Genomic DNA, 11515 nt, shown 5'->3' with positions numbered 1-11515 from the left:
GATTCCTCCTGATCTAGGGCGATCGTCCTGATCTCGGGCGCGCCCAGTGCGCAACCCACCCGCGAGCATGGCGACACGCCGCGCGCCGGTAGAATGGAAACCATGTCCAAGGTCCTTCAGTCTCTTCCCGTCGGCGAGCGCGTCGGCATCGCCTTCTCCGGTGGTCTTGACACCTCCGTCGCCGTCGCGTGGATGCGCGAAAAGGGGGCAGTGCCGTGCACCTATACCGGCGACCTCGGCCAGCCCGACGAAGACGACATCGACTCGATCCCCGGCCGCGCCCTGGAGTACGGCGCTGAGATCGCTCGCCTGGTCGACTGCAAGACCGCGCTCGTAGAAGAGGGCCTGATCGCGCTGCAGTGTGGCGCGTTCCACATCCGCTCCGGCGGCAAGACCTACTTCAACACGACGCCGTTGGGCCGTGCCGTCACCGGCACCATGCTCGTGCGCGCCATGAAGGATGACGGCGTCGACATCTGGGGCGACGGATCCACGTACAAGGGCAACGACATCGAGCGGTTCTACCGTTACGGTCTGCTCGCCAACCCTCGCCTGCGCGTGTACAAGCCGTGGCTCGACGCTGACTTCGTCACCGAGCTCGGCGGTCGCCAGGAGATGAGCGAATGGCTCATCGAACGCGGCTTCCCGTACCGCGATTCTGCGGAGAAGGCATACTCGACCGACGCCAACATCTGGGGTGCCACGCACGAGGCGAAGACCCTCGAGCACCTGAACGTCTCGCTCGAGACCGTCGACCCGCTCATGGGCGTCAAGTTCTGGGACCCCTCGGTTGCCATCGAGACCGAAGATGTCACCGTCACTTTCGAGGGTGGCCGCCCTGTGGCTCTCAACGGCGTCGAGTACGCCGACCCGGTTGCCCTGGTGAACGAGGCGAACACGATCGGTGGACGCCACGGCCTCGGCATGAGCGACCAGATCGAGAACCGCATCATCGAGGCGAAGTCACGCGGCATCTACGAGGCTCCGGCCATGGCGCTGCTCTTCATCGCCTACGAGCGCCTCGTCAACGGCATCCTGAACGAAGACACCCTCGCGACCTATCACGAGCAGGGTCGCCGCCTCGGCCGCCTGATGTATGAAGGCCGCTGGCTCGAGCCGCAGTCGCTCATGCTGCGCGAGTCGATCCAGCGCTGGGTCGGTCTGACGATCTCCGGCACCGTCACCATTCGCCTGCGCCGCGGCGACGACTGGACGATCCTCGACACCACCAGCGCAAACCTGTCCTACGGACCGGAGAAACTCTCGATGGAGCGCGTGGGTGACGCCGCCTTCGGACCCGTCGACCGCATCGGACAGCTCACCATGCGCAACCTCGACATCGCAGACTCGCGTGCACGCTTGGAGCAGTACGCGAGCCTCGGCCTCGTCGGTGGCGCCACCGGCGACCTCGTCGGACGCGTCACCGCAGGTGAAGCATCCGAAATTACCGAGGGCACGCTCTCGGCAGAAGACGAGAAGCTCGCGGACGCCGTCGACTCGGCATCCGAGGGCGCAGCCTTCGACTCCGGCACCGACTGACACTGCGGTTTTCTACTGACACTGCGGTTTTCTACTGACACTGCGGATTTCTGAGGGGCGGATGCTGCGGCATTCGCCCCTCACTCGTTCCATCCGGCAGCCCCTGTTGCCTGACAGCCCCTGTTGCAAATGACGGAAGCTGTTGCAAATGACGGACTAATCCCGCAGATTCCTCCGTCAGGTGCAACAACCTGCGCAATCTGGAACACGGGAAGGTTCGCAACGCAACGCGCGCCCGGATAGGCTTTCACACGCGCGCCCGAAACGCGTACCGGGGTCGGTGAAACCGAGTCCCACCGACGACCCGAAAGAACTCTCAATGACGACTGCATCCTCGGAACCTGTTTCGCGCCGGAGCCTCGGCCCGAAGATCGGCCGCATCGCGTTCGGCGTGATCGCCGGCCTGCTCGTCATCGCTGTTGCGGTCGCGTTCTTCGTCGTCTGGACGATCCAACGCTCTTTCCCGCAGACCACGGGTGAACTCGAACTTTCCGGTCTTGAAGCCCCGGCCACAGTGCAACGCGATGAGCTCGGAGTGCCGACGATCACCGCCGACTCGACGCACGATCTGTTCTATGCGCAGGGCTTCGTGCACGCGCAGGATCGCTTCTTCGAAATGGACTTCCGCCGCCATGTCACCGCTGGTCGAGTCGCCGAGATGTTTGGCGAATCACAGGCCGGCACCGACATGTTCCTGCGCACTCTCGGCTGGCGGGACGTCGCAGAGCAAGAGGTTGAGGCACTGGATGAAACCACTCGCGCGTACTACGACGCATACGCCGATGGAGTGAACGCGTATCTCGCGTCGAACGACGGCGCAGAGCTCTCATTGGAATATGCCGTTCTCGGAATACAGAATCCTGATTATGAAGTAGAACCATGGGAACCCGCGGATTCAGTCGCCTGGCTGAAGGCAATGGCCTGGGATCTGCGCACAAACATCGAGGATGAGACCGAGCGCGCCCTCCTGGTGGCGCAGGTGGGCGATGATGCCGCCCCCGCCGACAGCATGTCGATGCTCGAGCAGCTCTACCCCACGTATCCATTCGATAAAAACCCGGTCATCGTCCCCACGATCTCCACCGTTCCGGCGCTGGAACCAGAGACAGACGCCGAACCTGCATCCTTCAACCTGAGCAGCGAAGACGAGGCACAGGCGGCAGTGACCACGATCGAGTGGGAAGAGGCGGGCAGCGTCATCGAAGCTGCCAGCCTGCTGCTCGGCGACGTCGGCGAGGGCATCGGCTCGAACTCCTGGGTTGTGTCCGGTTCGCTGACCGAAAGCGGGATGCCGCTGCTCGCGAACGATCCACACCTCGGCGCCGCGCTTCCCTCCGTCTGGTATCAGGTGCAGCTGAAATGCTCCACGGTCAGCGCTGAGTGCCCGTTCGACGTGGGCGGCTTCTCCTTCTCGGGACTTCCCGGCGTCGTCATCGGGCACAACAGCCAGGTCGCCTGGGGCTTCACGAACCTCACTACCGATGTTGCAGACCTCTACATCGAGAAGGTCGACGGCGACCAATACTGGCGCGACGGTGCCCTCGTTCCTCTCGACGTGCGCGAGGAGACCGTCAAGGTCGCTGGCGGAGACGACATCGACCTCACGATCCGCTCCACCGTGCATGGTCCGATCATCTCCGGGCTCACCGATGACTTCACTGCCATGGCCGATGACCTGGTCATGGCCGACGGCGGCGCACTGGCACACGGCGAGACGGATGCCGCAGGAGCCATGTCGGGCGAGTACGCCGTAAGCCTGCGCTGGACGGCGCTGGATGCCGGCACCGCCGCCAGCGCGATCTTCGCCCTGGACACGGCCCAGAACTTCGAGGATTTCCGGCGCGCAGCATCGCTGTTCGATGTCCCCGCGCAGAACCTCATCTATGCGGATGTCGACGGCAACATCGGCTATCAGGCACCCGGCCGTTTGCCGATCCGCGGCGCCGGTGACGGATGGATGCCACAGCCGGGGTGGGACAGTGCATATGACTGGACGGGATTCATCGAGTTCGAAGAGCTCCCCGTTTCGTATAATCCGACGTCAGGATTCATCGTCACCGCGAACAACGCGATCGTTACTGACGACTACGAGTACTTTCTGTCCCGCGACTGGGACTACGGCTACCGCGCCGCACGCATCGCGCACATGATCGAGCGTCGCGCCGCGCTCGCACCGCTCACTGCGAAGGACATGCGCGACATCCAGAACGACAACGAGATGTGGATCGGCAAGAAACTGGCCACCGTGATGGGCGATGTTGAGGTGTCGGGTAAGGGTCCGCAGGAAGCCGTCGCGCTGCTACGCACCTGGGATGCCCAGAACAATGTCGACTCGGCCGGTGCCGCGTATGCGAACGTGCTGTGGTCAAACCTGGTGCTGAACGTGTTCCAGAACCGCGAGGAGCCGCTGCCTCACGGCGGTCAGGCGCGCCTTTTCACGGTCGTCTCCGCTCTGCTGGACAATCCCGACGATCCCCTCTGGATCAACGAGAGCATCGGTGTCAGCACCATGGAGGAGATGCTCGCGCTCTCCGCTGAGGACGCGTACGACGAACTGGTCTCGCTGCAGGGCAACGTCACGGCTCGATGGAACTGGGGCAGCCTGCACGCGATCACGCTGACCAGCGACACTCTCGGCTCGTCCGGCATTGCGCCGATCGAAGCACTGTTCAACCGCGGACCGTACCCGGTTGGTGGCGGCCCATCCGTCGTCAACGCCACGGGTTGGGAGCTTGGCGAGTCCTATGCGACGACGACGGTGCCCTCGATGCGCATGGTGGTCGATCTGGCAGACTTCGACACCTCAACGTGGAACAACCTGACCGGAGCATCTGGTCATGCATTCCACCCGAACTACGTCGATCAGACCGAAGACTGGGCTGCGGGCATCCAGACGCCATGGGCGTTCAGTACGGATGCCGTCGACGATGCGACCGTCGACACCCTGGTGCTGACCCCGAAGGGGTAATGCGCCGAAGGGGTGACTCAGACCTCTTCGACGAACTCGATCGGACCGATCGCGGGCGGTTCCTCGTCGGCAGGTGTCTCGACTGTCTCGACGTTCTCGTCCCGGCCGGTCAGCCGCGCGATGGCCTCGGCGAACTGACGTTCCAGCGCGACGAACGCGGCCAACACGTCACCTGCGGTGAGCGCGTCGAGGAGCGTGCGATAGGTCTCGGAGACTGAGCGACGCACGGTGTACCCGTTCGGATCGCTGAGACTGGCGATGCGTGTCTCGATCGCGAGCGTCGCCATGTAGTGAGACAACCGGCGGCTGCCTGCGGAATCGACGAGCAGCCGATGAAACTCGATATCCGCATCGCCGATGGTGCGCGCATCCGTGCCTGCACTGGCTTCGACGAGCTCGGCGTACGCGCGCTCAAGATTGTGGATGGCCGATACAGAGCCAGACTTCACGATAAGCCTGACGGCCTGACCTTCGATGGCGAGGCGCGCGTCATACACATCGGCGACATGCTCGGGTCCGATGACGCTCACGCGCATGCCGCGGCCGGGGGATGCCGTGAGCAGCCCTTCCTGCACGAGTCGCTGCGTCGATTCCCGCAGCGGGCTGCGGCTGACGCCGAGCTGGGACGACATCTCGACCTCTCCGATCGGACTGCCGACCGGCAGCGCTCCGGTGAAGATGGCCTTGCGCAACTCGGCGGTGATGAGGTCTACGGTCGACGGTCGCGCGACGCGCACCATCGAGATCGGAGATACCGCACGAGGGGTGTGTGAAGCCATTTGCATCCCTTCAAGCTGTCGCGCGAAACCGCGAACATCTCATTGTCGATCCTCCGCGCCGAGAAGCGAAGTCGACGCCGGTTTCTCAGTCTGCCGCATGATCACGTTTTTGTATACGTGTCGACAATATGCGCGTCTGACTGTACATCGCTCGACAGATTCCCTAGTCTGGGGCACGGTCAAAGGCGCCCGTGCGGAGCGCCCGAATAAGGAACCCATACGGAACGCGAGGACATCATGACGAAGAGAACGACACGAATCGGCATCGCCACAGTAGCCATCGGGGCCCTGAGCCTCGGTCTTCTCGCCGGATGCGCATCGGGCGGCGACGCTGGAGACACGGGCGGCGAGTCCACCGGTGACGCCGGCGACATGACCACGCTCGAGAAGGCGCAGGAAGACGGCACGATCACCCTTGCGATCGCTTCCGAGCAGCCTTACTCGTGGGTCGAGGGCGGCGAGCCTACCGGCGCCACCATCGCGATGCATGAGCAGATCTTCCAGAACCTCGGCATCGATGACATCAAGATCGAAGAGGTCGACTGGAACTCGTTGATCCCCGGCCTGAACGCCGGCCGATGGGATGCCGTCAGCGCCGGCATGTCGATTCTCCCTGACCGCTGTGAAGAGGCGGCGTTCAGTGACCCGGAGATCATGTACACGACCACGCTCGTCGTGGCTGCGGGCAACCCCAAGGGCCTCAGCGACCTCGACTCGGTCGCCGCCGCCGATGGCGTCACGCTCGCAGTGCAGTCGGGCGCGATCGAAGAGGGCTATGCCACAGACCTCGGCATCTCGGGCCTCGTTCAGGTCGACAGCGCACAGGCCGGCATCGAGGTTGTTCAGGCCGGTCGGGCGGATGCCTTCGCCCTCACCGCCGTCTCGCTGAACTGGATGACGGAAGACATGGACGACGTCGAGACGACTGAGGTCTTCGTGCAGGAGATCGACGGGGTCGAGCAGATCGGCGCCGGCGCCACCGTGTTCCGCCAGGCGGACACCGACCTGCTCGAGGCATACAACGCTGAGCTCGCCAAGATCACCGCCGATGAGAAGGCTTACCTCGACCTGGTCGAGCCGTTCGGCTTCACCGCCGAGAACCTGCCCCCGGCAGATCTGACCACCGAACAGCTCTGCTCCGGCGACCTGGGCTGATCACACTGCTGTGACTGAGAATTTCGAAGCGCTCTGGAGGGCGCTGCCGCAGATCATCGACGGGGTCCTGATGACCCTGCAGTTGACTGCTGGCGGCGCCCTCCTGGCGTTCGTCGCCGCCATCGGCCTCGGCCTGCTGGCACGATTCGACAACATCCTGCTGCGCGGCACCGCACGCGTCATCATCGAGCTGTTCCGCGGCACCTCGCTGCTGGTGCAGCTCTTCTTCATCTTCTTCGTGCTGCCACTGCCGCCGTTCAACATCGAGATTCCCGCCGTGCTCGCCGGCATCATCGCCCTGGGCATGAACTATGGCGCCTACGGCGCCGAGGTCGTGCGCGGATCGATCAATGCGGTATCGATCGGCCAGTGGGAGGCGACGACCGCGCTCAGCCTGTCGCGCACCCAGCGTATGTGGCGCGTGATCTTCCCGCAGGCCTGGGTGCTGATGGTGCCTTCGCTGAACAATCTGTTGATCCAGTTACTGAAGGGCACCGCAGCCGTCTACTTGATCACGATCGTCGATCTCACCGCGGAGCTGAACAAACTTCGCATCCAGACCGATGTGTTCTTCGCTTACTCGCTGGGTCTGCTCATCTATTTCGCGATCGCATACGCGCTCACCCTCGGCATGAACGCGCTCGAGACCCGCGCCAAGCACCGCCTCGGGTACGGCGGAAGGTGGCGCGACACCGCCACCACCACCCCGATCCCGGATATGAAGGGGGCGGGTACCGCCGGATGAACGACGACAATAGTTTCTGGAGCTGGGACCACGCATTCGCCGTGCTTCCCGAGCTACTGCTCAAATTCTTCACCGTCACCCTCGTGGTGACGATCATCGGCAGCATCATCGCCGCTGTGCTCGGATTGCTCATCGCGCTCGGGCGCCGCACCGCACCGCGCCCGGTGAGCGCGATCATCACCCTGCTGATGAACTTCGTGCGCATGACTCCGCTCGTGGTCCAGCTGCTGTTCGCCTACTACGTGTTCACCTCGGTGCCGCCACTCGTGCTCGGCACCGTCATCATCGGCATCCACTACGCGACCTACATGGCCGAGGTCTACCGCGCGGGCATCGACGCGGTGCCGCCCGGTCAGTGGGAGGCGTCGACCGCGCTGTCGATGTCGCGCGGACGCACCTGGACCGCGGTGATCATCCCGCAGGCGCTGCGCTCGACGCTGCCGGCGCTGGGCAACTACGTCATCTCGATGTTCAAGGACACCCCGTTCCTCATGGTCATCACCGTCGTCGAACTGGTGCGCCAGGCACAGCTCTATGGCGGAAAGAACTTCCGCTTTGTCGAGGCGATCATCCTCGCCGGCCTCATCTACCTGGTTGCGAGCTACGTGAGTTCACTGCTCACCAGGCGATTGGAGAAACGTCTTGAATACACCACCGCTTGATACGCACACCGGCGCGATCACGCTGGACGACGGCGACGTGCCCGCCATCCGTCTCGACAAGGTCGAGAAACGCTTCGGCGATCACGTCGTGCTGCACGATCTCGACTTCACGGTGCGCAAGGGTGACCGCGTCACCCTGATCGGGCCCAGCGGCTCGGGCAAGACGACGATCCTGCGCCTGGTGATGACCCTTGAGGAGGCGAATGCCGGGTATATCTTCATCGACGGCAATCCCCTCACGCACTATCTCCGTGATGGCAAGCGCGTCGAGCTGAAAGAGAAGCACAAGAACGAGATGCGCAAACGCATCGGAATGGTGTTCCAACAGTTCAACCTGTTCCCGAATATGACAGTCATCGAGAACATCATCGAGGCGCCGGTGCACGTGCTGGGGATGCCGAAGCAGGAAGCCCTGACGAAGGCACGTGCCCTGCTGGAGAAGGTCGGCTTGCCCGACAAGGAGAACGCTCATCCCACTCAGCTCTCCGGTGGTCAGCAGCAACGTGTCGCGATTGCTCGCGCACTGGCAATGGAGCCGGAGATCCTGCTGCTCGACGAGGTCACCAGCGCACTGGACCCCGAGGTAGTCGGCGAGGTGTTGAACATCCTCCGCGACGTCGCCCGCGACACTGACGTGACGATGCTGATCGTCACGCACGAAATGCAGTTCGCCAGGGACGTCTCGAACCGCGTGCTGATGTTCGACAGCGGACGCATCGTCGAAGAGGGTTCGCCGGAGCAGATCTTCAGTAATCCACAGGAACAGCGCACGCGCGATTTCCTGTCGGCGGTGCTCTGAGGGGTGCCGCGGGCGCCCGTCGGGTGCGTGCCGGCGGGGCGCTATAGGCTCGAACCGTGCCATCTCGTCTTCTCGCCCCTCAGGGCATGCCGGCATCCATCGTCGAGTTCACCCATGGCGGGGCTACCCTCGTCGCCGAGTCCTTCGGCGTCGGCCGGCGGCCATTCGTGCTGCTGCACGGCATTGGCATGGGGCGCAGCGTCTACCTCGACCTGATCGAGAAGCTGCCTGGCCGCATCATCGGCCTCGATCTGCCGGGTTTCGGCGAAGCGCCTGAGCCGACCCGCACGCTTACGATGCAGCGGCATGCCGATCTCGTGGCCGCGTATCTGCGCAGCGCCGGCGTGACCGAAGCCGTGATCATCGGGCACTCGATGGGCAGCCAGATCGGGGCGGAGCTCGCTGCGCGGCATCCGGATCTGGTCGCGGGTCTCGTGCTCGCAGGCCCTACCGTGAACAGCGCCTCGCGCAATATCCGCGCCCAGGCGTCGTACCTGCTGCGCGATCTCATCGGCGAGCGTCCGATCGTACTCTGGCGCGGTGCGCGTGAGTATCTGCGCGGTGGGCCGCATCTCATCCGCAAGATGCGCGCGACGATCGTGCATGAGCCGGAGAAGGCCTATGCGAAGGTGCACTGCCCCACGCTCGTGCTGCGCGGAGAGAGTGACCCGCTGGCACCGGAAAGCTGGTGCCAGGAGATCGTCGACGCGATCCCCGGTGCCGAACTGCGCACCATCCCTGACCACGGCCATGGCACGCTCATCAGCGACGCCGGGCTCGCCGCAGCGCTGATTGCGGGCTTCGCGGACCGGTTGTGAGCGGGGCCCGTCTCACGGTTGTGAGGCGCGCCCGCGCCGCATAACTCCGGAGATCTCGCCGGATAGCACCCGTTGGATGCCTCTTCGTGGCGTTCTGCTGTGGATATTCCGGAGTTATGCCGACCGGACACGTGAGAACCGAGGCCCAAGAGTGTCGATGATCTCGGCGATTGCCTCTCGCACCGCGATCTCACGGCCCAGGATATCGGCGGCAATGGGTCGAATCGTCACATATCCGCGGCGGGCGGCCTCGATGTCCCGCGACCGATCCTCCATCTGCTTGTCCCACCCCTCGTGGTACTCCTTGCTGTCGCACTCGATGATGAGCCACCCATCGACGAGAAAGTCGACTCGACCGACGCCTGGGATCTTCACCTGTGCTTCGAAACGCACTCCGAGAGCACGCAGCATCAGTCGCATGTATGTCTCTGGTCCGGATTCCGCGATCCCATCGACCAGCGCCAGAAGCGCACGGAACCGAAATGGAAGGTCGGCAAATACGTCCCGAAGTTCGCCGAACGACATCAACCGATGGTGGAGCACGCTATCCAGCGTCGCGATGCTCGCTCGAGGCTCCTGGCACCTGATCGCCTGGCTCAGCGCATCTCGCAGCGGAACGACGTGCCGCAACGATTTCTCTCCCGACCACGCTCCCCAGTGGAGTCTGGTGCTGTCAGATCGTCGAGGCCGGGTTCGCGATGCATGCGGCGGAAGATGCACATGCAGCCCCGTGCAGGACAGAACGAATATGCCGATCATCTGCAACAACGTCAGGCACGCCACACGACCACCAATGCGGACAGCCTCCGCCACCTGAGCATCGACGCCAGGGGCCGCGTAATGATCTCGCCGCAACCTCAGAAGACTGCGCTGTTTCACCGCACGAGTGATGTCTTCCCCCGTCGTGCCGTCAACGAGGAGTTCAGCTCTCGAGAACACCGTGGGTGCATATGTCTGCGCAAAGCGCTCGGATATCGTCTGCTTCATCCACGAAATCGTGCCTGATTCGCAGGTCGCACATGAGCGGCAGACCCACGAACAGTGAGTAACCTCGTCCATCGGTCCGCTGTGCAGAAGGAGTGCGGTCCGCACAACTCCGGAGATCTTGGCTGATTCAGCCGTCTGAACCGCGCCCAGCGTGCCTCGGCACCGGATTCTCCGGAGTTGTGCGCCGCGACAGGCTCGCACCGGCCCGGCCCGGCCCGCCCGACCCGGTCAACACCCCGTCACCGCAGCGGCGGCGGCCCGGGCGGCAGGATCATCGCGAAGCGGCGGAACCGGGTCAACAGCAGTATGAGGCCGCCCATCAGCACCATGAACACCCCGAAGATGATGATGGCGACGCCCCAGATGGCGCCCAGCGCGCCGATCAGCGTGATGCCCAGGAGCACGCCCAGCACACCGAAGCCAGCGAGGACCCCTCCCGCGATCACCGAGATGAGATACCCACGCGGGCCCGCATGCCCAGGACGCACCCCGAACTTCTGCCCGATGTACCAGCTCCACCGCGTTCCGGTCCACCACCGGGTCACCTGGCCAGCGACCGGATACCAACCGGCGCCCACGCCTTCGACCTCGCCGGGCAAAGGTCTGGCTGACGGATCGAATACGGCTGCGGTCTGCGGGACCGGCAGCTTGCGCAGCTGACTGGTGTGGACGCCGCCGATGAGCCAGATCGCGCCAGCCGCGAGGGTCAGCACCGGAAGGAATGCGGAGTTCGAACTGCTCGACACGCTATACAGACCGAACTGCATCAGCCCGAGGGCGATGAACAGAACACCGAGCATGATGCCGGTCTTCGAAGGCTCGATGGCGAGGGCATCGGGTCGGGGCCTACCCGCGCGGATGCGATACGGGGTCCATCCGGCGCCATCCCACCAGCGCACATCCGAAGTGTCGCCGACCGAGTACCATCCTGTGGGCGGGAGCCGTGCTGCCACCTCACGCTCATGTGCCGTCCACTGAAGGCCGTCCCACCAGCGCTCTCGCCCCGGAATGCCCGCGTCATACCAACCAGGCTGTGCGCCCATCTGTCCCCCGAGTGTTCCGT

At 64.1% G+C, this 11515-nt stretch carries 10 protein-coding genes; 7 read left to right on the top strand and 3 right to left on the bottom strand.

Annotated features, from left to right (window positions below; all coding sequences use genetic code 11):
- Window positions 1–102: 102 nt before the first annotated feature.
- Together argG and ACSU04_RS17320 are read left to right on the top strand one after the other, a co-directional pair.
- Complete coding sequence (gene argG, locus ACSU04_RS17325) at window positions 103–1539, top strand: argininosuccinate synthase (RefSeq protein WP_439290432.1); 1437 nt, start codon at window positions 103–105, stop codon at window positions 1537–1539.
- Between the two features lie 319 nt (window positions 1540–1858).
- Window positions 1859–4507, top strand: a complete 2649-nt coding sequence (locus ACSU04_RS17320; RefSeq protein ID WP_439290431.1) for a penicillin acylase family protein — start codon at window positions 1859–1861, stop codon at window positions 4505–4507.
- A gap of 17 nt (window positions 4508–4524) precedes the next feature.
- Here the strand turns inward: ACSU04_RS17320 and ACSU04_RS17315 are convergent, their stop codons facing one another.
- Window positions 4525–5286: a GntR family transcriptional regulator gene (locus ACSU04_RS17315; protein WP_439290430.1), complete on the bottom strand. Its 762-nt coding sequence runs from the start codon at window positions 5284–5286 to the stop codon at window positions 4525–4527.
- 237 nt (window positions 5287–5523) lie between these two features.
- On the opposite strand from ACSU04_RS17315, the gene ACSU04_RS17310 reads away from it, so the two are divergent.
- Genes ACSU04_RS17310 through ACSU04_RS17290 form a run of 5 tightly spaced genes read left to right on the top strand, consistent with a single transcriptional unit; the run spans window position 5524 to window position 9465 of the window.
- Window positions 5524–6441: a transporter substrate-binding domain-containing protein gene (locus ACSU04_RS17310; RefSeq protein ID WP_439290429.1), complete on the top strand. Its 918-nt coding sequence runs from the start codon at window positions 5524–5526 to the stop codon at window positions 6439–6441.
- Window positions 6442–6451: 10 nt separating this feature from the next.
- Window positions 6452–7186: an amino acid ABC transporter permease gene (locus ACSU04_RS17305; RefSeq protein WP_439283485.1), complete on the top strand. Its 735-nt coding sequence runs from the start codon at window positions 6452–6454 to the stop codon at window positions 7184–7186.
- Window positions 7183–7848, top strand: a complete 666-nt coding sequence (gene ehuD / locus ACSU04_RS17300) for an ectoine/hydroxyectoine ABC transporter permease subunit EhuD (protein WP_439283483.1) — start codon at window positions 7183–7185, stop codon at window positions 7846–7848. Before ACSU04_RS17305 ends, ehuD begins: the two co-directional genes overlap by 4 nt.
- A gap of 16 nt (window positions 7849–7864) precedes the next feature.
- On the top strand, window positions 7865–8647 hold the full coding sequence (gene ehuA, locus ACSU04_RS17295; RefSeq protein WP_439283647.1) for an ectoine/hydroxyectoine ABC transporter ATP-binding protein EhuA: 783 nt from the start codon (window positions 7865–7867) through the stop codon (window positions 8645–8647).
- Window positions 8648–8703: 56 nt separating this feature from the next.
- Window positions 8704–9465, top strand: a complete 762-nt coding sequence (locus ACSU04_RS17290; protein ID WP_439283481.1) for an alpha/beta fold hydrolase — start codon at window positions 8704–8706, stop codon at window positions 9463–9465.
- 114 nt (window positions 9466–9579) lie between these two features.
- Here the strand turns inward: ACSU04_RS17290 and ACSU04_RS17285 are convergent, their stop codons facing one another.
- Complete coding sequence (locus ACSU04_RS17285) at window positions 9580–10452, bottom strand: endonuclease domain-containing protein (protein WP_439290428.1); 873 nt, start codon at window positions 10450–10452, stop codon at window positions 9580–9582.
- Between the two features lie 239 nt (window positions 10453–10691).
- Window positions 10692–11495: a DUF2510 domain-containing protein gene (locus tag ACSU04_RS17280; RefSeq protein WP_439290427.1), complete on the bottom strand. Its 804-nt coding sequence runs from the start codon at window positions 11493–11495 to the stop codon at window positions 10692–10694.
- Window positions 11496–11515 lie beyond the last annotated feature (20 nt).

The organism is Microbacterium sp. A84, assembly GCF_051842815.1.
Lineage (GTDB): Bacteria > Actinomycetota > Actinomycetes > Actinomycetales > Microbacteriaceae > Microbacterium.
The sequence above is the reverse complement of the archived record's forward strand: the minus strand, read 5'-3'. Positions and strand labels throughout refer to the sequence as shown.

Coding starts and splice junctions, on each gene's coding strand:
- ACSU04_RS17280 (WP_439290427.1), bottom strand. CDS start 11,495: ATGGGCGCACAGCCTGGTTGGTATGACGCGGGCATTCCGGGGCGAGAG.
- ACSU04_RS17315 (WP_439290430.1), bottom strand. CDS start 5,286: ATGGCTTCACACACCCCTCGTGCGGTATCTCCGATCTCGATGGTGCGC.
- ACSU04_RS17310 (WP_439290429.1), top strand. CDS start 5,524: ATGACGAAGAGAACGACACGAATCGGCATCGCCACAGTAGCCATCGGG.
- ehuD (WP_439283483.1), top strand. CDS start 7,183: ATGAACGACGACAATAGTTTCTGGAGCTGGGACCACGCATTCGCCGTG.
- argG (WP_439290432.1), top strand. CDS start 103: ATGTCCAAGGTCCTTCAGTCTCTTCCCGTCGGCGAGCGCGTCGGCATC.
- ACSU04_RS17320 (WP_439290431.1), top strand. CDS start 1,859: ATGACGACTGCATCCTCGGAACCTGTTTCGCGCCGGAGCCTCGGCCCG.
- ACSU04_RS17285 (WP_439290428.1), bottom strand. CDS start 10,452: ATGAAGCAGACGATATCCGAGCGCTTTGCGCAGACATATGCACCCACG.